The sequence below is a fragment of the Pseudomonas endophytica genome (genome assembly GCF_001411475.1).
Classification (GTDB): domain Bacteria; phylum Pseudomonadota; class Gammaproteobacteria; order Pseudomonadales; family Pseudomonadaceae; genus Aquipseudomonas; species Aquipseudomonas endophytica.
Genome location: NZ_LLWH01000210.1, coordinates 1 through 23,046 on the forward strand (window position 1 = coordinate 1; position 23,046 = coordinate 23,046).

General features: G+C 55.2%; 20 protein-coding genes and 1 pseudogene. 7 read left to right on the plus strand and 14 right to left on the minus strand.

Annotated elements, in window-relative coordinates; all coding sequences use genetic code 11:
- Positions 1-62: 62 nt before the first annotated feature.
- Positions 63-401 carry a type II toxin-antitoxin system RelE family toxin gene (locus AQS70_RS19795; RefSeq protein ID WP_055104441.1) on the minus strand — a complete coding sequence of 113 codons (339 nt, stop codon included), beginning with the start codon at positions 399-401 and terminating at the stop codon, positions 63-65.
- Positions 370-639, minus strand: a complete 270-nt coding sequence (locus AQS70_RS19800; RefSeq protein ID WP_055104442.1) for a type II toxin-antitoxin system Phd/YefM family antitoxin — start codon at positions 637-639, stop codon at positions 370-372. The genes AQS70_RS19795 and AQS70_RS19800 overlap by 32 nt, the downstream gene beginning before the upstream one ends.
- Positions 640-827: 188 nt before the next feature.
- Between AQS70_RS19800 and AQS70_RS19805 the strand changes: the two genes are divergently transcribed.
- Positions 828-1,178, plus strand: coding sequence for a DUF1493 family protein (locus AQS70_RS19805; protein WP_055104443.1), 351 nt, complete (start codon positions 828-830; stop codon positions 1,176-1,178).
- 156 nt (positions 1,179-1,334) lie between these two features.
- Here the strand turns inward: AQS70_RS19805 and AQS70_RS19810 are convergent, their stop codons facing one another.
- The 3 genes from AQS70_RS19810 to AQS70_RS19820 all read right to left on the minus strand — a co-directional run bounded on the left by AQS70_RS19810 (position 1,335) and on the right by AQS70_RS19820 (position 4,531).
- Complete coding sequence (locus AQS70_RS19810) at positions 1,335-2,879, minus strand: phosphoenolpyruvate carboxykinase (protein ID WP_055104444.1); 1,545 nt, start codon at positions 2,877-2,879, stop codon at positions 1,335-1,337.
- A gap of 179 nt (positions 2,880-3,058) precedes the next feature.
- On the minus strand, positions 3,059-3,961 hold the full coding sequence (gene hslO / locus AQS70_RS19815; RefSeq protein WP_055104445.1) for an Hsp33 family molecular chaperone HslO: 903 nt from the start codon (positions 3,959-3,961) through the stop codon (positions 3,059-3,061).
- 165 nt (positions 3,962-4,126) lie between these two features.
- Positions 4,127-4,531 carry an RNA-binding S4 domain-containing protein gene (locus AQS70_RS19820; RefSeq protein WP_055104446.1) on the minus strand — a complete coding sequence of 135 codons (405 nt, stop codon included), beginning with the start codon at positions 4,529-4,531 and terminating at the stop codon, positions 4,127-4,129.
- A gap of 257 nt (positions 4,532-4,788) precedes the next feature.
- On the opposite strand from AQS70_RS19820, the gene rimB reads away from it, so the two are divergent.
- On the plus strand, positions 4,789-5,271 hold the full coding sequence (gene rimB, locus AQS70_RS19825) for a retropepsin-like aspartic endopeptidase RimB (RefSeq protein WP_055104447.1): 483 nt from the start codon (positions 4,789-4,791) through the stop codon (positions 5,269-5,271).
- Complete coding sequence (rimK, locus tag AQS70_RS19830) at positions 5,268-6,173, plus strand: 30S ribosomal protein S6--L-glutamate ligase (protein ID WP_055104448.1); 906 nt, start codon at positions 5,268-5,270, stop codon at positions 6,171-6,173. The genes rimB and rimK overlap by 4 nt, the downstream gene beginning before the upstream one ends.
- A gap of 186 nt (positions 6,174-6,359) precedes the next feature.
- On the opposite strand, the gene AQS70_RS19835 is transcribed toward rimK, so the two are convergent.
- Entirely contained in the window at positions 6,360-7,673 is a 1,314-nt protein-coding gene (locus AQS70_RS19835; protein WP_055104449.1) for an ATP-binding protein, read from the minus strand.
- A gap of 111 nt (positions 7,674-7,784) precedes the next feature.
- Positions 7,785-8,525 (minus strand): osmolarity response regulator transcription factor OmpR, encoded by a 741-nt coding sequence (gene ompR, locus AQS70_RS19840; RefSeq protein WP_055104450.1) that lies wholly within the window; start codon positions 8,523-8,525, stop codon positions 7,785-7,787.
- 358 nt (positions 8,526-8,883) lie between these two features.
- On the opposite strand from ompR, the gene AQS70_RS19845 reads away from it, so the two are divergent.
- The 3 genes from AQS70_RS19845 to gshA all read left to right on the plus strand — a co-directional run bounded on the left by AQS70_RS19845 (position 8,884) and on the right by gshA (position 13,370).
- Positions 8,884-11,205 (plus strand): Tex family protein, encoded by a 2,322-nt coding sequence (locus AQS70_RS19845; RefSeq protein ID WP_055104451.1) that lies wholly within the window; start codon positions 8,884-8,886, stop codon positions 11,203-11,205.
- On the plus strand, positions 11,205-11,588 hold the full coding sequence (locus AQS70_RS19850; RefSeq protein ID WP_055104452.1) for a PaaI family thioesterase: 384 nt from the start codon (positions 11,205-11,207) through the stop codon (positions 11,586-11,588). Before AQS70_RS19845 ends, AQS70_RS19850 begins: the two co-directional genes overlap by 1 nt.
- Positions 11,589-11,786: 198 nt before the next feature.
- Entirely contained in the window at positions 11,787-13,370 is a 1,584-nt protein-coding gene (gene gshA, locus AQS70_RS19855) for a glutamate--cysteine ligase (protein WP_055104453.1), read from the plus strand.
- 351 nt (positions 13,371-13,721) lie between these two features.
- On the opposite strand, the pseudogene AQS70_RS19860 reads toward gshA, so the two are convergent.
- From AQS70_RS19860 to argE, 3 genes and pseudogenes are all read right to left on the minus strand, one after another.
- Positions 13,722-14,097: pseudogene (locus tag AQS70_RS19860) on the minus strand (TSUP family transporter); the annotation flags it as partial.
- Positions 14,098-14,767: 670 nt separating this feature from the next.
- Positions 14,768-16,066, minus strand: a complete 1,299-nt coding sequence (argA, locus tag AQS70_RS19865; RefSeq protein WP_055104454.1) for an amino-acid N-acetyltransferase — start codon at positions 16,064-16,066, stop codon at positions 14,768-14,770.
- A gap of 135 nt (positions 16,067-16,201) precedes the next feature.
- Complete coding sequence (gene argE / locus AQS70_RS19870) at positions 16,202-17,353, minus strand: acetylornithine deacetylase (RefSeq protein WP_055104455.1); 1,152 nt, start codon at positions 17,351-17,353, stop codon at positions 16,202-16,204.
- 156 nt (positions 17,354-17,509) lie between these two features.
- Here argE and AQS70_RS19875 point away from each other — a divergent pair, with 156 nt between their 5' ends.
- Positions 17,510-18,898 (plus strand): CYTH domain-containing protein, encoded by a 1,389-nt coding sequence (locus tag AQS70_RS19875; protein WP_055104456.1) that lies wholly within the window; start codon positions 17,510-17,512, stop codon positions 18,896-18,898.
- 45 nt (positions 18,899-18,943) lie between these two features.
- Here the strand turns inward: AQS70_RS19875 and AQS70_RS19880 are convergent, their stop codons facing one another.
- The 4 genes from AQS70_RS19880 to AQS70_RS19895 form a co-directional block, all read right to left on the minus strand.
- Complete coding sequence (locus AQS70_RS19880) at positions 18,944-19,507, minus strand: lipocalin family protein (RefSeq protein WP_055104457.1); 564 nt, start codon at positions 19,505-19,507, stop codon at positions 18,944-18,946.
- A 24-nt stretch (positions 19,508-19,531) separates the two neighbouring features.
- Complete coding sequence (locus AQS70_RS19885) at positions 19,532-19,786, minus strand: lipoprotein (protein ID WP_047272919.1); 255 nt, start codon at positions 19,784-19,786, stop codon at positions 19,532-19,534.
- A gap of 179 nt (positions 19,787-19,965) precedes the next feature.
- Positions 19,966-20,976: a class 1 fructose-bisphosphatase gene (locus AQS70_RS19890; protein WP_055104458.1), complete on the minus strand. Its 1,011-nt coding sequence runs from the start codon at positions 20,974-20,976 to the stop codon at positions 19,966-19,968.
- A gap of 166 nt (positions 20,977-21,142) precedes the next feature.
- Positions 21,143-23,046, minus strand: a 1,904-nt coding sequence (locus AQS70_RS19895; protein WP_055104459.1) for a glycogen/starch/alpha-glucan phosphorylase, incomplete at its 5' end; no start/stop codon positions are given.

Here is a 23,046-nt window from a genome sequence, read left to right on the forward strand (position 1 = left end):
CGGGGGGGCAAATTGAGAGGGGATGATACAGCCACTATCAAACTGTCAAACACGAGTGTCGGTCAATGAAGCCGCTTTTTGGCCGCTACATAAGCCGCATTGTCATCACGCTTACCGACCCCGAGCACTAAAACCACCAAGCGATCATCAATCACTTCATAGACCCGTCTTAAGCTGCTGGCGCGCAGTTTGATTTTGTAGCAGTCGTGCATATTACTGAGTTTTGCAGCCGGTACTCGGGGAGATAACAGACGCGACTTGAGCTTTTTCAAAAGCTGGACTTGAAGCACTTTGTCCAATTTTGACAGCTCTTTTTTAGCCTCTATTACAAACTCAAGCGTGTAAATTTTGATCAAATCGTTCTGACGTTTAGGATTTTTCGGCAGTAGCGATGAGCTCATCAATATCGGCCTTAATAGGAGGGCTATCTCGTCTTTCATTGACTAACCTTGCCGACTCAGCGTCGTCAATCATCTCCAGCAGCAGCTCATAGCGCTCTGGCGAAAGGATATAAAAAGCAGGTTCGTTACGATTGAGAATGACCATTGGATCGCCCCCGCTTTCACGAAAGGTACCCATAGGATCTTTTTTCAAATCGGTAACAGATGCAGCAACTTTAGCGAGCATGGTGAATGTCATGATAGGGCCTCATATCTTTTAATAAGAGATGACTTATCCGTTATGTATGTGTGTCATCTGAGTCAAACTTCGTTTTAAGTGTTCGCGATAAGAGCCGAAAATAGCACATGTATGAGAGCCACTAAAGATGCTTTTTAGAGCACTTTAAAATCAAGAAAATACCTACTCACTGGCTACGGATCCCTTCCATGAAACTCGCCTCCGACCTCCCAGACACCCCCGCCCTGCGCGAGCTGATGCAGTTGCTGCATGAAGAAATCGGCCTGCCAGACAACAAGACCATCCGCCTCGAGACCGCCATTAATCTCGACCTAGGCTGCAATGGCAGTGATGCCCAGCACTTAATGGAAACCCTTGAAGAGCGTTTCGGATTGGAGTTGGCAGACTACGATGCGTATCGCTATTTCCAGCCCGCAGGTAACGACCCGCACTTTAAGCGCGATGCCAAAGGCCGGGGCAGCAAGGTGCCGCTGACCATTGGCATGCTGTATGAAGCCATCATGGCCGGGCAGTGGGACACGCAAACGCTGGAGGCCTGAATACCGCTGTAGACACAAGACGCTAACGAAGGCTGCGGTCTTTTGATGGCTTACCGCTCGCAGCCTTCGGCAGCTCCTACGCTGTTTTCTAATTTTCAGGCAAAAAAAACCGCCCTTTCAGGCGGTTTTTTGTGGATCAAGGCGCTAATCGAAAGCTTACAGCTTTGGACCAGCCGCTTTGATCGAGTCGCTGACATCGAACTTCTTGAAGTTCTCGACGAACAGGCCAGCCAAGGCTTTGGCCGCTTGGTCGTAGGCTGCTTTGTCTTCCCAAGTGTTACGTGGGTTCAGCAGGCCAGCGTCAACACCCGGAACGACCAATGGCACGTCGAGGTTGATGGTGTCGAGGTGCTCGGTTTCTGCGCCGATCAGAGCACCGCTCTGGATCGCTGCAATCACGCCACGCGTAGTCGGGATGTTGAAACGCTTGCCAACGCCGTAGCCGCCGCCAGTCCAGCCGGTGTTAACCAGGTAAACCTTGGAGCCGAAGCCGCGGATGCGCTTGATCAGCAGCTCTGCGTATTCGCCAGCAGGACGTGGGAAGAAAGGCGCGCCGAAGCAGGTAGAGAACGTCGACTTGATGCCGCTGCCCGAACCCATTTCAGTCGAACCTACCAGCGCGGTGTAACCCGACAGGAAGTGGTAGGCCGCTTGCTCTTCGCTAAGAATCGACACTGGCGGCAGTACGCCGGTCAGGTCGCAGGTCAGGAAGATCACAGCGTTTGGCTCACCACCGAGGTTTTTCGGTGCGCGTTTTTCGATCAGTTCACGCGGGTAAGCAGCACGGCTGTTTTGAGTCAGGCTGTCATCTGCGTAATCTGGCTTTTTGGTGTCTGCGTCGAGTACGACGTTTTCCAATACCGCGCCGTGCTGGATGGCTTTCCAGATCACCGGCTCGTTTTTCTCGGACAGGTCGATGCACTTGGCGTAGCAACCGCCCTCAATGTTGAACACCACACCCACGCCCCAGCCGTGTTCGTCGTCACCGATCAGGTAACGGCTTTCATCAGCCGACAGAGTGGTTTTACCGGTGCCCGACAGACCGAAGAATAGGGTCACGTCGCCCTCTTCGCCCATGTTGGCCGCACAGTGCATCGGCAGAACGTCAGCCGCTGGCAGCAGGAAGTTCTGAACCGAGAACAGGGCTTTTTTCATTTCGCCGGCATAGCGCATGCCTGCGATCAGTACTTTTTTGGCTGCAAAGTTGATGATCACGCAACCGTCGGAATTGGTGCCATCACGCTCTGGCTCGCACACGAAGTTCGGTGCGTTGATGATTTGCCACTCGTCTTTGCCCGCTGGGTTGTACTGTTCTGGGTTGATGAACAGGCAACGGCCAAACAGGTTGTGCCACGCAGTTTCGGTGGTCATTTTGACCGGCAGGTAGTGAGCTGGATCAGAACCTACATGAACGTGAGAAACGAAACGCTCGCGCTCACCAACGTAAGCAGAAACACGCTCCCACAGCGCGTCAAACTTGTCGGCTGGGAACTTGCGGTTGATCGGGCCCCAAGCGATAGCGTCCTGAGTAGTCGGCTCTTCAACAATGAAGCGATCAGCTGGCGAACGCCCTGTGCGGTGGCCCGTTTTAACAACCAGTGCGCCGTTGTCGGCAAGCTCGCCTTCACCACGGTTCAGGGCTTCTTTTACCAGATCATCGATGCTCAGATCGGTGTACACGGCGTTATTAGCTTGCGTCATGAGGTTCCCCGTCGGCCATTGGCCGAGTGCGCCAAACGTTTTGTAGTAGAAAAATTTGCACTACTACCGCGAAAAAAGTGGGCCGGATTATGCCAGAAAAGCCCAAAAAGTGTAGGGCCCACCTGTCAGAACCGCGCAACAACGGTATTTGACAGGTGTTTTACCTAGGCTGAAACGTTTTAGTGGTGAGTGGTGGAAGGCGACTCAACACCGGCACCGGAGAATAATTGATCCACATCAGCCGCATCGAAGAGATAACGCGCGTTGCAAAACTGACAGTCGATCTCAATATGCCCGCCGTGCTCGGCCACCAGATTGAGTGCATCTTCATGGCCCAAACTGGTCAACGCATTACCCGAACGCTCACGCGAGCAGCTGCATTTGAACTCAAGCGCTTCAGGGTCGAACACGCGCACGGTTTCTTCGTGATACAGACGATGCAGAATGGTTTCGTTGTCTAGGCCCAACAATTCTTCAGTCTTGAGCGTATCGCCCAGCATCAGCAGTCGATCCCAGCTTTCAGTGCGCTCATCTTCGTCGTCAATGACGTCAGCAGGCAATTGCTGCAAGAACATGCCGCGCGCGCGCTGGCCATTAGCAGCCAGCCAAAAACGGGTCGGCACTTGCTCAGACATAACGAAGTAATTGGTGAAGCAATCAGCCAAGGTTTCGCCATTGAGATCGACAATGCCTTGGTAGCGCTTACCCACTCTAGGATCAATCGTAATGGCCAAGACCCCGTTTGGCAGCAGGTCGGCCAACGTGGCATCCGGCGCAATCTGCTCGGCATCATAACGGGCCAAACCACGGATTTCGCGCTCGCTTGTGCACTCGATCATCAACAACGGCACCGGGCCTTCGGAGCGCGCTTGCAGGCTTAGCAAACCATCAATTTTTTGGTTGCCTACCAGCAACGCTGCTGCGGCCATCAACTCGCCCAGCAATTGCTGAACCGGCTGCGGATAAGCATGTTTGGCCAAGACATCAGCGTAGCTATGCTCCAGCGAAGCCAACTCGCCGCGGGCATCGCTGGTATCAAACATGAAGCGTTGAGTGGCATCTTTTTTGAGCAAATCGGACATAAGAATAGAGTTCTGGATAGGTGACTTTATGGTGAGGTGGCTTTAACTGACCATTGGCTAATAACCCTATATGGCGTTTCACCTGCTCAGTTACAAGTCATGTCTGTTCATGACACGACGCACGGCAAGTCGGCTCGGCCATCAGCGGACCACTGTCGCCAGCGACTACAAATCGCTCACATCATGCAGCTGATGCAGTTGACGACGCTGTTTTTTAGTGGGTTTGCCATCGGTACTGATGCCCATTGCACCGGCTTTTCGCAACGCAGCTGCATTTTCACGCTTAGCGATGCTGTGTTCGGTTTCGGCGTACAGTGTTTGCGCTTCTGGAGCACCGCGACGCACCACTGACAGGGCTTTCACTTCTACGGTACGCTCTTCAAGCCCTACCCGGATTTGCAGTTCATCACCGATACGCGGCTCCTTGCTGGGTTTGCAACGCTCGCCACGGCAGTGCACCTTGCCACTTTCAATGGCGGCCTTAGCCAGTGCTCGGGTTTTATAGAAACGTGCCGCCCATAGCCACTTATCCAAACGGACTTTGTCGTCCTCTTCTTGTTTCTGTGCCACTGGAAACCCCCTTCAATTAAATTCACAGAACTGTACTACTACTTTTGATGATCTAAGGAAGGAATACGCCGGATAGAATGCCTACCAGTCAACGTTGCAGCTTAAGCACTGCGCAGCGGGTTCGTAGGAAAACTGTCGCCATTTGCCAGCTATTCTGCGTGAATACCGCCTGTTGGCTTTCAAATCGGCTTTCGTCGATTGTGTGACCTACAGGGCATTTCCTGTGGCCTGAAGACGTTAATCGCTGGTTACTTATATTGAAGACATTTGATCACTTGACCGTTGTCGGTCTACGCGAGTGGGTGGCGCTTCCCGATTTGGGTGTCGCAGGCTTGCGCGCAAAAATCGACACCGGTGCCAGTACCTCTAGTTTGCACGCCACTGAAATCGAGCCTTTTGAGCGCGACGGGGTCAAATGGGTGCGTTTTAATGCCCATTTAGGCACGTTGGTGCAACTGCGTCACCGCCGCTGCGAAGCGCCAATGGTGGCAATAAAAACTATTAAAAGCTCGAACGGTCACACTCAAGTGCGCTATGTGATTCGAACCAGCTTAGCGCTGGGCGATCACGTCTGGCAGGTCGAGTTCACCCTCGCTTGCCGCAAATCAATGCGCTACCGCTTGTTGCTGGGCTCAAAAGCCCTAGTTGACGGCCAGTTGGTCGTCAATCCTGGGCAAAAATACGTACAAGACAAGCCGGTGTTTCCGGTCACCACTACCCCTTCCAAAGGTGTTGCATGAAGATCGCTGTGCTGTCGCGTAATCCGCGTCTGTATTCCACTCGTCGTTTGGTTGAAGCCGGCACCGAGCGAGGCCATCAGATGGTAGTGATCGATACCTTGCGCGCCTATATGAACATTGCCAGCCATAAGCCGCAGATCCACTACCGTGGCAAGCCGCTAGAAGGCTTTGACGCGGTAATCCCACGTATTGGTGCGTCCGTTACGTTTTACGGCTGCGCGGTGTTGCGTCAATTCGAAATGATGGGTGTGTTCCCGCTTAACGAGTCGGTGGCCATTGCCCGCTCGCGTGACAAATTACGCTCGCTGCAATTGCTATCGCGTCGTGGCCTGGGCTTGCCAGTGACCGGGTTTGCTCACTCGCCAGATGACATTCCGGACTTGATCGAGATGGTTAACGGCGCGCCGCTGGTGATCAAAGTATTGGAAGGTACGCAAGGCATTGGCGTGGTGCTGTGTGAAACCGCTACGGCGGCTGAGTCAGTCATCGAGGCCTTTATGGGCCTCAAGCAAAATATCATGGTGCAGGAATACATCAAGGAAGCGGGCGGTGCTGATATTCGCTGTTTTGTGGTGGGTGACAAGGTGATTGCCGCCATGAAGCGTCAGGCTAAACCGGGGGAGTTCCGCTCAAATCTACACCGGGGTGGTAGCGCCAGCCTGATCAAAATCACCCCAGAAGAGCGCATGACGGCCATTCGTGCGGCCAAAGTCATGGGCCTTAGCGTGGCGGGAGTAGATATTTTGCGCTCCAACCACGGCCCGCTGGTGCTGGAAGTTAATTCATCGCCGGGGCTTGAAGGGATCGAAACCACCACCGGCAAAGATGTCGCGGGGATCATCATTGAGCATCTGGAAAAAAACAGCGGCCCGAATCTGACGCGGACTAAAGGCAAGGGTTAAGCGTCTTTACTGACGTACCGAAAACCTTGCTCCTTGGAAGCACAAGCAGCACCGGTTGTGACCGCAGCAACGGATATGGCACAAAAACAATCACCAAGATGGGCTGTAGGAGCTACCGCAGGCTGCGATCTTTTGATGTTTAAAGATCGCGAGCAATCGAGCGTCGGCCGGCTGCTCCTACACTTTTTATACAGCTCCGCGTGGCAGCATCAGGCCCAGTGGCAGCCGGACTCTTGCCTCAAGACCACCCCCCGCACGGTTACGCAGCTCAACATTGCCGCCGTGCATCGAGGCGATACGCTTAACGATTGCCAAACCCAAACCTGTGCCTTTGCCGCCCCGGGCGCGATCGCCACGAATAAACGGGTTGAATATGTCCTCAAGCTCCGAAGGATCAATGCCCGCGCCCCGGTCCATCACACTCAGTACCACGTAGGGCGCGCTGGTATCCCCAGACACATAGGCAGCCACTTCAACGTCATCGCCCGCATGGTGCAAAGCGTTGCCGATCAAGTTGTTGAGCAGGCGTTTCATCGAAACGCGTCGTAGCGCGAACGGTTGAATCGGTTGCAAACGCAAGTGCACCTGGTCTTGGTTCTGGTTGTAGGGCGCGGCGACTTCGCGAATCAACTCACACAAATCGACTTCTTCGACCGGCTCATCACGACCGTCGCGAATAAACGCCAAAAACTGATCAAGAATGGCGTCCATGTCTTCAATGTCACGCACCATGTCGTCGGTCAGGTCGTTGTGGTTGCCCATCAACTCCAGAGACAAACGCAACCGGGTTAACGGGGTTCGCAAGTCATGAGACACGCCCGCCAGCATCAGCTCACGCTCACGGCCTGCTTGCTCCACATCTTCAGCCATTTGGTTAAAAGCGCTGTACACCTCGGTCATTTCGCTGGGGGTATCACTGATTGGCAACCGTACACTGCGCCCTTGCCCTAACTGCCTAGCTGCATAGACCAAGCGCTTGAGTGGCTGATTGAGCTGACTGACGAAAATCCACGCCGAAGCGGTGGATAACAAACCAATGGCCAAGAACCAGCCCAAGACACTCCAGATTTTTTGCCCACGAAGCGGATGCGGATACAACGGTACTTTCAGCCAGCCATCGCCCAAGCTCGGGGCGCGTACCCAGAGCGCTGGAGGCGCGTGCATGCGTAAACGAACTTCGGTATCGGCACCCAATTCAGCCTGCATCTGGCGCTCGTAAATCTTACTGTAGGGCCAGTGTTGCTCACCTTCTGGCACACCACCGCCGACCACACGGGTAAGCGTGGCGGCATCAGCGATTTTCGCCCTGTTCTCTTCATCGGCCGCCCAATAGGCGCGCAGCACCAAGCCCACACCGTGACTGTATTGGCGGTCGACCAACATGTCTTCGTTCATCAGCAGATAAACCAGCGTCAATGCTTTGGAAAACAGCACGACGATGAGCACTAACCAGAGGGTGCGAGAGAAAAAACTTTGGGGGAACCACAGAGGAGTTTTCATAGACGGCGCTTTACACTTTGCAGGAACGAGTACCAAGACCCGCAAGATAATAGATTACGAGCCACTCAGCCCCCTCAGGGCACTGAGTGACTCGGTCCTACAAATGCGCCATCACTTGGTTGCGTTGCCATCCGGCACGAACACATAGCCAACGCCCCAGACCGTTTGGATGTAGCGCGGCTTGGAAGGGTCCGGCTCGATCATACGGCGCAGGCGAGAGATCTGAACGTCGATTGAGCGCTCCAAAGCATCCCATTCACGGCCACGTGCCAGGTTCATCAGCTTGTCGCGGGTCAATGGCTCACGTGCATGCATGACCAACGCCTTGAGCACAGCAAACTCACCAGTGGTGAGCATGTGCACTTCATCGCCACGCTTGAGTTCACGAGTGGCCAACGACAACTCGTAATCACCAAAGGTGACGCTTTCGTCTTCGCTACCCGGCGCACCCGGTACAGGCGCCGCCTGACGGCGTAGCACGGCCTTAACACGAGCCATCAGCTCGTCAGGGTTGAACGGTTTAGCTAGGTAGTCGTCAGCTCCCAGTTCCAACCCTTTAATGCGGCTCAACTCGTCGCCTTTGGCCGTCAGCATGATGATCGGTACCCGATTGCCCGCTGCACGCAGGCGGCGACACGCAGACAGCCCGTCTTCGCCGGGCAGCATCAGGTCCAGTACAACAAGGTTAAATACCTCACGAGCCAGCAAACGGTCCATTTGCTCGACGTTCGGCACAGCGCGGGCGCGGTAGCCTTTGCTGACGAAGAAACGCTCCAGCAGGCTGCTCAGCCCGGGATCGTCATCAACGATGAGAATTTTTTCACCTTCAGCCGGTTGTGCAATGCTGCTCATTAGATACTCCTGTGATCTCGGCGCGCATTATGTCTTAGCTGCTGTTATACGCATCGTGTGCATTGTTAGCAGATTTTTCCTTCAAGACCAGTGCACAGAGTATAGCGGGCACAGAGGGCAATCCCCTGAATCCGGGAACGCTGGTTATAATGCGCCGCCTTTTGTGTCAGGCACTCTTGGATTTTCAAAAATTGCGCCAGAATTTATTTTTTCAATTTTTGCCGTAATTTTCTGATTTCACGGGTCAACAGGCTGCCCTTTTGGCCCAGGTAGCGACGCCCTTCGGGCCGCTCAACCAGTCTCGCAAGCCTTACAGCCCGGGCCTGCGAGCCTGCATCACAATTTGTCAGGTGGTTTTATGGACAGCATCAACAGCCGCATCGCCGAAGAACTTGGCGTGCGCCCGCAGCAGGTCGAAGCGGCCGTCGCTCTTCTGGATGAGGGCTCCACCGTACCCTTCATCTCTCGCTACCGTAAGGAAGTGACAGGCAGCCTGGATGACACCCAATTACGTCACCTAGAAGAACGCTTGCGCTACCTGCGTGAACTCGACGAACGGCGCATCAGCATCCTCTCCAGCATCGAAGAACAAGGCAAATTGACGCCCGAGTTGGCACGTGACATCAAACTCGCCGACACCAAGACCCGCCTCGAAGACTTGTACCTGCCCTACAAGCAAAAACGCCGCACCAAGGGCCAGATTGCCCTGGAAGCCGGCCTTGGCGAACTGGCTGACGGCCTGTTCAATGACCCGAACCTGACTCCAGAAACCGAAGCTGCACGCTTTGTCGACGCCGAAAAAGGCGTAGCGGACGTCAAGTCAGCCCTCGATGGCGCCAAGTACATCCTGATGGAGCGCTTCGCTGAAGACGCCAGCCTGCTGAATAAACTGCGCAGCTTCTTAAAGCAGGAAGCCATCCTCAGCGCGCGCGTCATTGCGGGCAAAGAGGAGGAAGGCGCCAAGTTCCGCGATTACTTCGAACACGACGAACCGCTCAAAAGCATGCCGTCGCACCGGGCACTGGCTATTTTCCGTGGTCGCAACGAAGGCATTCTCAGTTCCTCGCTTAAAGTCGGTGAAGAACTACCCGGCAGCATGCACCCTAGCGAAATGATGATCAGCGAGCGTTTTGGCCTACAAAATCAAAATCGCCCAGCCGATAAGTGGCTTGCCGAAGTGGTGCGCTGGACCTGGAAGGTCAAGCTCTACACCCACCTCGAAACCGACCTGCTGGGTGAACTGCGCGACGCCGCCGAAACAGAAGCGATCAACGTATTTGCGCACAACCTGCACGATCTGCTGCTAGCCGCCCCGGCTGGCCCGCGTGCCACCCTGGGGCTAGACCCTGGCTTGCGTACCGGCTGCAAAATCGCCGTGGTTGATGCCACCGGCAAATTGCTTGAGCACGCCACCGTCTACCCGCACGTGCCACACAACAAATGGGACCAAACAATCTCTGTGATGGCCGCTTTGTGCGCCAAGCACTCGGTCGAACTGATCGCCATCGGCAACGGCACCGCCAGCCGCGAAAGCGACAAGCTGGTGGTTGACCTGATCAAAAAGTATCCAGCGCTTAAAGTCACCAAAGTCATGGTGTCCGAGGCTGGTGCTTCGGTGTACTCAGCGTCTGAACTGGCCGCCAAAGAATTCCCGGACCTCGACGTGTCAATCCGTGGTGCGGTGTCGATTGCTCGTCGCCTGCAAGATCCGCTGGCCGAGCTGGTAAAAATTGATCCGAAATCCATTGGTGTCGGTCAATACCAACACGATGTGTCCCAGCTCAAATTGGCACGCGGCTTGGACGCGGTGGTCGAAGATTGCGTAAACGCCGTGGGCGTGGACGTGAATACTGCCTCGGTCGCACTACTGGCCCGAATTTCGGGGCTCAACTCCACTTTGGCGCACAACATCGTGGCCCACCGCGATGAAAACGGCGCGTTCAAAACCCGTGCCGCGCTGAAAAAAGTCAGCCGCCTAGGCGAAAAAACCTTTGAACAGGCCGCCGGATTCCTACGCGTGATGAACGGCGACAACCCGCTCGACGCTTCAGCCGTTCACCCGGAAGCCTACCCATTGGTTAAACGCATTGCCTCTGACACCGAGCGTGATATTCGCTCGCTGATCGGCGACGCTGGCTTTCTAAAACGCCTGGATCCTAAAAAATTCACCGATGAAACCTTCGGCTTGCCAACGGTCACTGACATTCTGCAAGAGCTAGAAAAACCGGGTCGTGACCCACGCCCTGAGTTCAAAACGGCCGAGTTCCAAGAAGGTGTCGAAGATCTCAAAGACCTGCAACTGGGCATGATATTAGAAGGCGTGGTCACCAACGTGACCAACTTCGGTGCTTTTGTGGATATCGGAGTTCATCAAGACGGTTTGGTGCATATTTCCGCACTTTCGGAGAAGTTCATCAAAGATCCGCGTGAAGCTGTAAAGGCGGGCGACGTGGTTAAGGTCAAGGTCATGGAAGTCGACATCCCGCGTAAACGCGTTGGTCTGTCGATGCGCATGAGCGATACCCCTGGCGAGAAAATTGATGGTGCCCGCGGTGCACGCCCAGGCTCGGCCCCTCGCCAGTCAAACTCGACGCCTCGCAAAGAGTCAGTTGCTGCGGCACCGGCCAACAACGCAATGGCGTCTTTGTTTGCCAACGCCAAACAGTTGAAGAAACGCTAATGACCGTTCCTGAAAGCTTGACCCAAAGCGCTTACAGCACGTTACTCGAGTGCCGGGTGGACTCTGTTGAAGACGGTGTAGCGCATGTTGCGCTGAGCCTTGAACCCCACCTGCGCAACCGTGGCGGCAAAATGCATGGCGGGGCCATCTTCAGTCTGGTGGACATCACCATGGGCTTGGCATGTTCCGGCGCCCATGGTTTTGACCAGCAAAGCGTGACCATCGAGTGCAAAATCAACTACCTGCGATCGGTGGCGGACGGCGAAGTGATGTGCATCGCCAAAGTCATCCATCCCGGTCGAAGAACATTTGTCGTCGAAGCCGACGTTTTACAAGGCGACAAACTTGTCGCTAAAGCCCAAGGCACTTTCGCTGTCCTGTAGCGGTCAACCTGTAATCTGAGTTAATTTCGGCACTGCGAATGCGGTGCCGAAATGCGCTCAGAGCGCCGAAATACCGAAACAGGGACGGGGCTGAGCATGATCTTACAAAGCCAGGCGACCACGCCGGTACAACTTCACCCTTGTAGACCGTCCTGACCACCCCCATATTGGGGCGACTGACGCGTGACGGAATCCAACTTGAGCGAACTTCTCAACCGCCGCCTGAACTTACTCGGCGAGCGCAATAACCTCCCTTTGCTCGAGCAGTGCCTGCATGGTATCGAGCGCGAATGCTTGCGCGTAACAGCCGATGCCCGACTGGCACAGACCCCGCATCCTGAAGAGCTGGGTTCGGCCCTGACCAACGATCAAATCACCACCGATTATTCCGAGTCGCTGCTGGAGTTCATCACCCCCGCCCTGCCCGATCCTACGGACACGCTGGCCAGCCTCGACAAGATTCACCGTTTTGCCTACAGCAAACTTGGCAATGAGTTTCTGTGGAGCCCTTCGATGCCGTGCCCATTGCCGGCTGAAGAAGACATCCCGATTGCCTACTACGGCACGTCCAATATCGGCCAGCTCAAGTACGTGTATCGCAAGGGTTTGGCCTTGCGCTATGGCAAGACCATGCAGTGCATTGCCGGGATCCACTACAACTTCTCCTTACCTGAAGCCCTATGGCCTGCGCTCAAGCAAGCTGAAGGTTTTATCGGCACCGATCGCGATTACCAATCAGACGCCTACATCGCCCTGATCCGTAACTTCCGCCGTTACAGCTGGTTACTGATGTACTTGTTCGGTGCTTCTCCTGCACTGGATGCCGGTTTCTTGCGTGGTCGTTCGCACCAACTGGAACAATTCGACGCCGAAACACTGTACCTGCCCTACGCCACCAGCTTGCGAATGAGTGATTTGGGCTACCAGAGCAACGCCCAAGCGGGCCTCACCCCGTGCTACAACAACCTCGACAGCTACACCGACAGCCTACGCAAAGCCGTGGCCACGCCTTACGCACCGTATGTTGAAATCGGGACACATAAAGATGGCGAATGGGTGCAACTAAACACCAACATTCTGCAAATCGAAAATGAGTACTACTCCAACATCCGCCCCAAGCGCGTGACCTACGTCGGCGAACGTCCGATACAGGCTCTGGTCGCACGAGGCGTGCAATATGTTGAAGTGCGTCTGCTAGACATTAATCCGTTCCTGCCGGTAGGTATCGACCTGCCTCAAGCCCGCTTTTTGGACGCTTTCCTGCTGTATTGCGCGCTACAAGAAAGCCCGCAGTTTGAAAGCAGCGAATGTGACAACTGCACCTCCAACTTCTTAAGCGTCGTTAAAGAAGGCCGCCGTCCGGGTTTGCAACTGCAACGTCAGGGCCAAGCGGTTGACCTGAAGGAATGGGCAGCAGAACTGCTGGAAAAAATCGCTCCTGTGGCGGCCTTGCTAGACCAGAACCACGAAAGCGGCCCCCACAGCAAAGCGCTGGACGATCAATTTGCCAAGGTCAAAGACGCGTCCCTGACCCCGTCAGCTAAAGTCTTGGCCAGCATGACCGAACACAAAGAAAGCTTCGCCCAGTTCTCAATGCGCCAAAGCCAGACTCACGCCGAGTACTTTCGCAGCGAACCACTGAGTGCCGAAGACCAAACCGCCTTTGAAGACAAAGCCCGCCAATCGCTGCTGGAACAAACTGAAACCGAGAAAATCGAAGAGGGTGATTTCGACCTGTTCGTGGCTTCGTATCAGGCGAGTATTTTGGCGATTAGTAACTGAGGCCAGCGTCTGAATGCAGGGATATGTAGGAGCAGCCGGTCGACGCTCGATGGCTCGCGATCTTTTGATCGTTAAAAGCAAATGATCGCAGCCTGCGGCAGCTCCTACAGCCCATCTTTGTACTCTTTTTTGTGTCATCTGGATGCTGTCACGCATTTGGCTTGAGAGCACAGTTGCTACAGAGGGGATTCTTGAGCCTATGAACGTTGAATGCTCACAACCTGCACTTGTAGGAGCGAGCTTGCTCGCGATCTTTTGATTTACAGCGGCTCATAACTGAACCTAACCAGTAAAATATCGCACCCAAAACAAGCCTCATACCGTAGCTTGCCAGCACATCAAGCAGGCGCCTTACAACGCCAGAGCCTGCACAAATGCAATATGCAGCGGATTAGTTTCTACGCTCAGCAACTTAATAGCTAATGTGCAGCACACCACAATCAACATCGGTTTAATTAACCGTGGGCCGACCCGAACAGCCGCTCGCGCACCGAGTTGGGCACCCATAAATGCCGCTACGGCCATCGTTATTGCGACCGGCCACAGAATAACGCCTTTGGTGATAAAAATAGCTAATGAACCTAAGTTGCAAGAGGCATTGGCAATGCTTAGTAAAACTCATGGCCCTCATCATGCCAATGCCACACAGCAGAACAAAGCCAACAATAAAAAAGGACCCTACACCCGGGCCAAAGATGCCGTCATAAAAACCCGCGCAAAAAGCCACAAGCGCCAAAATACCCATTAAATCCCACGACATCACACGCCCTCTCTTATAGTTATTAAAGCGCCTTCAGGCGGATGAAATTCAATAGGGTTTTAGTAGCCACGCGCCCCCCCTAAAAGCCACTATTCATTACTCATTAGTTCCTAGAGTTTGCGGCCCTCCTAATGAGAATAACTGCTCAGAGAGTTTATGCTGTCGCTTTAATTGGTTCACATAGAAGTTAAAGACTATAACTTCCCGATGACGTACAGATATAAAAGACCCAGAAGACTGTTCATTGACGTCTAACATTATCTACCTACCCATAGCGCTTGCTCCCTCCACATAATTATGTGGAGGGAACTGTCGAACCGTTAAAGTCTGAGGCTGAGGTTTGTTCAACGCGAAGTTATAAGCATTCATTTATAGCCGATGCATAACATGTCACTACTGGCCTTTTGATAAATGCAAGCTGAAGAACCTGTCGTTATCGACACAATGCAGAAGCCTAAATCAGCCGGATCCGACTGATTTGTAGGGAGCATGGGTAATTAGTAAAGGAATTTACCTGAAGCAATGCTTGTAGCCGCTACGAAGTCACGAAGTCACGATGTAAGCGTAGGACCGCCCTCCAACCCATCGCAGCCTCGTGCCTCGTCAGCTACGACAAGGCTTGCGTTGATCCGGCGCCTTACAGCGCCTTTTCGAAAATTTTGGAGTTACGCTGGAAGTTGTACAGCGAGGCACGCGCTGTAGGCAGGCGCTCCACGCTGCTCGGCTCAAAGCCACGCTCGCGGAACCAGTGAGCGGTGCGGGTCGTCAGTACGAATAAGGTTTTGAGCCCCTGCGCCCGCGCACGACTTTCGATGCGTTCAAGCAACTCATCGCCACGCCGACCGTGACGATACTCAGGGTTGACCGCCAGACACGCCAGTTCACCCGCGTCCGAATCGGCAATCTGGTACAGCGCCGCACAGGCGATGATCATGCCCTCGCGCTCAACCACGCTGAATTGCTCGATCTCGCGCTCTAGCACTTCGCGCGAACGACGCACCAAAATGCCCTGCTCTTCCAAGGGGCTGATCAAATCCAGCAACCCGCCCACGTCTTCAATCGCGGCCTCGCGGGTAACTTCGAATTGTTCTTGGGCAACCAAAGTACCGCCACCGTGGCGGGTAAACAGCTCGGTCAGCAGCGCGCCGTCTTCGGCGTAACTGACGATGTGGCTGCGTGCTACGCCGCCGCTGCAGGCCTCGGCCGCCGCTTCTAGTAGTTCCGCCTGGTAATCGCTGCCCAGACGTTTCATGTGCGCAGGGATTTGTTGTGGCCGCAGCTCACGCACCAGCCGCCCTTCTTCATCAAGCAAACCGGACTCGGCGCCAAACAGCAGCAATTTATCAGCCCCTAGGTCGATGGCGGCGCGGGTGGCAACGTCTTCGCAGGCCAAGTTGAAGCTTTCTCCGGTGGGCGAGTAGCCCAAGGGCGAAAGCAAGACGATAGAGCGCTCGTCCAAAAGGCGATTGATACCCTTGCGATCGACCCGGCGCACTTCGCCAGTGTGGTGATAGTCCACACCATCAAGCACGCCAATCGGCCGAGCGGTGACCAGATTACCGCTGGCCACTCGCAGGCGCGAACCCTGCATGGGCGATGAAGCCATGTCCATGGACAAACGCGCTTCAATCGCAATCCGTAGCTGGCCTACGGCGTCGATTACGCACTCCAACGTCGGCGTGTCAGTGATGCGCATGCCTTTGTGGTAATGCGGCAACAGGCCACGCGCTTCAAGGCGGCTTTCGATTTGTGGGCGTGACCCATGAACCAGCACCAGCCGCACACCCAAGCTGTGCAAAAGCACCAAGTCGTGGACGATGTTGCCAAAATTAGGATGCGCGACACCGTCGCCAGGGAGCATGACGACGAATGTGCAATCGCGGTGAGCATTGATGTAAGGAGAAGCATGACGCAGCCAATTAACGTAATCGTGCATAACCGAAGCCTGTAAAAAATGAGTCGCCTAAAGAGGGCAAAAACAGCAAACGCACAGCAGGCTGAGAGTTATCGTCGAAACAAAATGGGCAACACGCGTGCTCTCCTTATGTATACGGATCAAGCCTGCGGCCGTTTACTGGGCCGGGGTCAGGCAATAGTGTTCAATCAGTTGGCTTAATAGACGCACTGTCGGCTGCAAACGTGACATTTCGAGGTGCTCACCAGGCTGATGGGCACAGGAGATATCACCCGGCCCTAGCACAATGGTCTCGCAGCCAAGCTGCTGAAGATAAGGCGCTTCGGTGCCAAACGCTACCGCTTCGGCGCGATGCCCGGTGAGCCGCTCGGCCACACGCACCAACTCGCTGTCAGCCGCCTGTTCAAATGGCGCAACACCCGCCGCTATCGGTGCGAAGTCGATCTTGACCTGATGGCGCTCGGCCAACGGGTCGAGTTTGCTGCGGATGATTGAACGCAATTGCGTTGGGTCCATGCCCGGCAAAGGCCGCAGATCGAATTCCAGCGAGCATTGGCCGCAAATCCGATTCGGGTTGTCGCCGCCATGAATGCAGCCAAAGTTCAGTGTCGGTTGCGGCACGCTGAACTGCGGGTGGCGATATTCATTCAGCCATTGCTGGCGCAGCCCTTTAAGTTCGGTGATCGCGTCATGCATGGCGTCCAGCGCGCTGTGGCCCAAGCTTGGGTCTGAGGAGTGACCACTGCGCCCCAGAATGTCGATGCGCTCCATCATCACGCCTTTGTGCATGCGGATTGGCTTAAGCCCAGTCGGCTCGCCAATCACCGCGGCACGCCCCAGCGGCCGCCCGGCCTCAACCAGCGCGCGAGCGCCAGCCATGGAGGTTTCTTCGTCACAGGTCGCTAGAATCAATAGAGGTTGCTTGAAGGGCTTGTCCACCAGCGGGCGCACGGCCTCGATGATCAAGGCAAAAAAGCCTTTCATGTCACAGCTGCCAAGCCCTACCCAACGGTTATCCACTTCTGTCAGCTTAAGCGGATCGGTCTGCCACAGTGCTTCATCGTAGGGCACTGTGTCGCTATGGCCTGCCAGCACCAGCCCACCGGGGCCACTGCCCAAGCTGGCGAGCAAGTTGAACTTGCCGGGGCTGACCGGCTGGATCTCGCAGTTAAAGCCCAACTCACCCAGCCAGGTGGCTAGCAAGTCGATCACGGCGCGGTTGGATTGATCCAAGTGAGGCTGAGTGCAACTGACCGACGGCGTGCCGATCAACGCAGCGAATTGCTCTTTGAGGGACGGTAAAGGCATGCGCTGACTTCCTGTTAGCTGGGCGAGGCCCATCATAGAGCCATCTGCGTCAGAGAATAAACCCGCGCGACGCGCCAGCGCGGTGAGTCCTGTACACTGCACGACCTTGGCAGCCACACTTTCCCCGGCTGCGCACCGTTCCTGGATTTTCCGGCCATGCAGAAAGAAACCGAAATCAAGCTCCGCGTCAGCCGAGAAACACTCGCCGCCTTGCGCGAGCACCCTTTGCTGAAAAAACGCAACAAAAGTGGCTGGGAAAGCCGTGAGTTGTTAAACCAATACTTCGATACCCCTGAGCGCGATCTGGCCAAGGCCAAGGTTGCCCTGCGTTTGCGCCGTGACGGTGAAGAGGTGATCCAAACCCTCAAGACCCGCGGCCAAAGTATTGCCGGGCTGTCAGAGCGTAATGAATACGACTGGCACTTGCCAAAGGCCAAGCTCGATATCAAAAAGCTCGAAGGCGAATGCTGGCCTGACGAACTGGCCGAGTTGGACAAAAAAACCTTGAAGCCGATCTTCACCACTGATTTCGTTCGCGAACGTGCTGAAATTTCGTGGGGCCGCGGTAAAGCCAAGGTAGTGATCGAGGCCGCTCTGGATCTGGGCCACGTGATTGCCGGCAAGCACAAAGAAGAAATCTGCGAGTTGGAACTCGAACTGCGCGAAGGCGAGCCGGCCGCATTGCTGGAGTTGGCCGCCGAACTGGCTGAAAAGCTGCCACTGATGCCGTGTGACATCAGCAAAGCCGAGCGCGGGTATCGCCTGTTCGATGCCAACAGCTACACCGTTAGCCTGCCTGCCCCTGAACTGACCCCAGAAACCCCTCTGGACGACGCTTTTGCCGCGCTGGCCTGGCACCTACTGGGCAACAGCCAGCGTTTGGCCGAGCAATATCGCTTCAACGGCCACTGGCGTTTGCTGCAAGACTGGTTACAGCAGTTGATAGACCTGCGTGCATTGGTGAGCAGCCTAGGCCAAGCCGCTCCTCGCCCGTCGACACATACCCTGCGGGCCGAACTGGATTCCCTGCTCGAGGACTGGCGCCCGATTGTGCAAATTGGCCAAGACGATGAAGACGTGCGTAAAGCTGCCCCTGAACAGTTCCTAGAAGAATTGGAAGACCCGCGCTGGGGCCAGTTCTCGCTGAACACCTCGCGCTGGCTGTTGGCCCGTAGCTGGACCATCGACCGTGGCACCACCCGTGGCAACCGTCAGGGCGCCGCACAGTTAGCCAGTTGGCTGCCGCGCCTGCTGTCAGATGAAGCCATTGCGCTGCGTTTGAATCGCTATCAGCAGCAACCCGAAGATCTGGCTGAGCAACTGCCGCGCATCGAGCGCATTCAAGCGTGGTTGCGCTTAGCTCGCGATGTGCTGGAGATCCCGGAAGTCGATCGCTTGTATGGCGAGATGAACAAGTTGCAAGAGTTGGCGAATTTGCCAATCACTGACGACGCCGAAAGCAATGGCCTATTGCTCAACGCGCGTAAGCAACAAACCATTGCCGTTTACCAGAACCGCGCTTGGAAAACTCTGCTGCGCGGTTAAACCTGTAAACCTGTAGGAACGAGCTTGCTCGCTCCTACAACGGGTTTATTCTTTTGGCATGTCCGCGTCTGGCGTTCGCCAAATCAAGCGGGTGGTGTCATAGCCTTGTTGTTGAGCCTTGCTGAGCAATTCGTCACGCGTTTGCTCGTCGATCTGCGGCTTACGCGACAGCAGCCACAAGTAGCGTCGATCCGGGTTACCTACCACCGCGGTACTGTAGCCATCGCCTAGGTACAGCACCCAGTAATCGCCTTTGGTCACGCCCGGCAATAACTTGGATACCCAATTATCAAACTCGACCCACAATTTGTCGGTTTTACCCGGCACCTGCGGGCTAGCCGTACCTTTAGCCTCTTCCCACTTACCATCAGCGGTTTGGCAACGGTTCAACACGCCCACGTTGCCGTCAGGTTGCAGGGTGTAATGCGCTTCAGACTGCGCGCAGTTACGCTGGAAAAACATCGGCAACCGCGCCTGCTCATACCACGTACCCTGATAGCGCTTTAAATCGACATTCTCGACGGTTTTCGGTGCCAGCTTATCGCTGCTAGAGGTTGAGCATCCTGCCAGCACCAGCGCGGCCCCAAGGCCAACTAAAAGACGTTTCATGGCGAACGCTCCTATGAGTGTGGGTTACTTCAAACCTTGCCCTGAGAACATCAGCACTTTATCGCCAGCATATTGCACGCTGATAAAGCTGTTTTTGTCGCCCCAGGTGCAACTCGACATACCCAGCGCGCCCGAACAATCAGTTGGGCTGCCCAGCAATTTTTCGACTTCGGCTTTGGGCATGCCTGCCGAGAGTTTGGAGTAGTTTTCTTGATTGACCTTGCTGCAAGCCGCCAGCAGCACACAGAAAGACAACAACGCCAAAGATCGCAACTTCATGGAAAAGCTCCTGAGTGAGAAATCGGCATCGCTGCCTGCTGCAAGCTTAGAAGAGAAAAGCGCGGGGTGGTTCCCTTGGCCAGAAACGACTGTAGGAGCTGCCGCAGGCTGCGATCTTTTAATCGTTTAAAAGATCGCAGCCTGCGGCAGCTCCTACAGAAGAGGGTGCAGCTAGGTCATTACGCTTTGTGGTACGAGGTGATGCGCGCTACTTCTTCTTTAGACCCCAAGAACACCGCAACACGCTGGTGCAGGCCTTCTGGCTGGATATCCAGAATACGCTGATGGCCATCGGTCGACGCGCCGCCCGCCTGCTCCACGAGGAACGACATCGGGTTGGCTTCGTACATTAGGCGCAGTTTGCCCGGCTTGGACGGCTCGCGGCTGTCGCGCGGGTACATGAACAGACCACCGCGCGTCAGAATGCGGTGTACGTCAGCAACCATCGCGGCCACCCAACGCATGTTGTAGTTTTTGTTCAGCGGGCCTTCTTCGCCGGCCAGCAGTTCGTCTACATAGCGTTGTACCGGTGCTTCCCAGTGACGCTGGTTAGACATGTTGATGGCGAATTCCTGAGTGGTTTCAGGGATGCTGATATTTTCGTGGGTCAGCACAAAGCTGCCCATTTCACGGTCAAGGGTGAAGCCTTTAACGCCATCGCCCAAGGTTAGCACCAGCATGGTCTGCGGGCCGTAGATGGCATAACCGGCGGCCACTTGTTGAGTACCTGGCTGCAAGAACGCCTTTTCGTTCAACGGCTCGTTCTGGCTCAGGTATTCGTTAGGGCAACGCAGTACCGAGAAGATCGTGCCAACCGGCGCGTTGATGTCGATGTTCGACGAGCCATCCAGAGGGTCGAAAACCAACAGGTAGGCGCCTTTCGGGTATTTGCCCGGGATCTGGTAGGCATTGTCCATTTCTTCGGACGCCATGCCGGCCAAGTGACCGCCCCATTCGTTAGCTTCGAGCAAGATTTCGTTGGAAATCACGTCGAGTTTTTTCTGCACTTCACCTTGTACGTTTTCAGTGCCCATGCTGCCCAAAACTCCGCCTAGGGCGCCTTTGGACACGGCGTGGCTGATCTCTTTGCAAGCACGCGCCACCACTTCGATGAGGAAACGCAAATCAGCAGGTGTGTTGTTGCTACGGGTCTGCTCGATCAAATAGCGACTCAGGGTAACGCGAGACATGTAAGGCTCCGAACTAGGGGGAGGGGGCGAAAAAACCCGCGCAGTTTAACGCGTGTTGCCGTGCAAATCTTCTAAACAGACTAAGAACCGACGTAGAGGATGCTGCTGAACCCTTAAATCATCGGAAAAACTGTAGTCGCAGCCTGCGCCAGCGACTACAGAGGTATTACAACGCCTTCCAAATATCGGTCGCGTACTCACGAATGGTACGGTCGGATGAAAACCAGCCTGCCCGCGCCGTGTTCAACACCGCCATCCGCCACCATTGATCTTGGTCGTGCCACAGATGTTCAACGCGCATCTGCGCGTCCCAATAGGAATCAAAGTCGGCACACACCAAAAAGCGGTCATAGTCGATCAGAGAGTCGACAAAGCCGGTGTAACGTGCCGGATCGTCGTGCGAGAACACACCGCCGCGTATCGCTTGCAAGACATCGTTCAGGCGATGAGAGGCGGCAATATCCGGCTCCGCATGGAACTCACCACTGCGCTTGCGAGCCTCGACCTGCTGCGAGCTGAGACCAAAAATAAACATGTTCTCAGCGCCGATTCGCTCACTCATCTCAACGTTGGCACCGTCCATCGTGCCGATGGTCAACGCGCCATTGAGTGCGAATTTCATGTTGCTGGTGCCCGACGCTTCGTAGCCTGCGGTGGATATCTGCTCCGACAAGTCCGCCGCCGGGATGATGTTCTCAGCCAAGCTGACGTTGTAGTTGGGGATAAACACTACTTTGAGCAGGCCACGCACAGTGGGGTCGCTGTTGATGGTGCGGGCTATATCGTTGGCCAGCTTAATAATGAGTTTGGCCTGTGTATAACTGGCCGCTGCCTTACCTGCAAAAATCTTAACCCGCGGCACCCAGTTGTTACTCGGCTCGGCACGAATGGCTTGATACAGCGCGACGGTGTGCAACAAGTTGAGCAATTGGCGCTTGTACTCATGAATCCGCTTGATCTGCACATCGAACATCGCTTCAGGGCTGACCACAATCCCCAGCCGCTCGTAAATCAGCGCCGCCAACGTGCATTTGCTCTGTAGCCGTTGATCGGCAAACTGCTTGCGGAAATCGGCCTGCTCGGCAAAAGGCTCCAGCTTGATCAGTTTGTGTTCCGTTTCATCCAATACATCCTCGCCCAAGGCGTTAACCAGCATCGAGGTCAGTGGCGGGTTGGCCTGAAATAGCCAGCGGCGGAAAGTCACGCCGTTGGTTTTGTTATTGATACGGTCGGGATACAACTTGTGCAGTTCTGCAAACACCGTGCTGCGCATCAACTGCGTATGCAGCCCCGAAACGCCGTTCACGCTGTGCGAGCCCAGAAACGCCAAATTGCCCATGCGCACGCGGCGGCCGTGGTCTTCCTCGATCAACGAGACAGCGCGCAACACGTCAAAATCATGGATGCCTTTTTCGCGCAGCAAGTCGATGTGGTAACCATTGATCAGGTAGATGATCTGCATATGCCGCGGCAGCAGCCGCTCCATCAAACCGACTGGCCATGTCTCCAGTGCCTCGGGCAGCAAGGTGTGGTTGGTGTACGACAAGGTGTCGACGGTAATCTGCCACGCGGTGGACCACTCGATGCCATGCTCATCGACCAGAATGCGCATCAACTCGGCCACGGCAATTGAGGGGTGAGTGTCGTTGAGCTGAATCGAGACATGCTCGGCCAGGTTGAGCAAGGTGTCATGTACGTTCAGGTGGCGACGCAACAGGTCTTGCAACGAGGCCGAAACGAAGAAAAACTCCTGACGCAAACGCAGCTCTTGCCCCGCCTCATTACTGTCCGCCGGGTACAACACACGGGAAATACTTTCTGCGCGCACCACTTCAGCGACGGCGCCCAAATGATCACCGGCGTTGAACCGCCCAAGGTTCAAATCGTGCAGCGCCCTCGCTCGCCACAGGCGCAAAGTGTTGACGCTCGCACCGCGCCAACCGACCACCGGCGTGTCATAGGCAATGGCGCGGACTGTCTCGCTGGGCCACCAGATTTGCCGGGGTTGACCCTGTTCATCCTCTTTAGACTCAACCGAGCCACCAAAACCCACTGAGTACAGCACCTCGG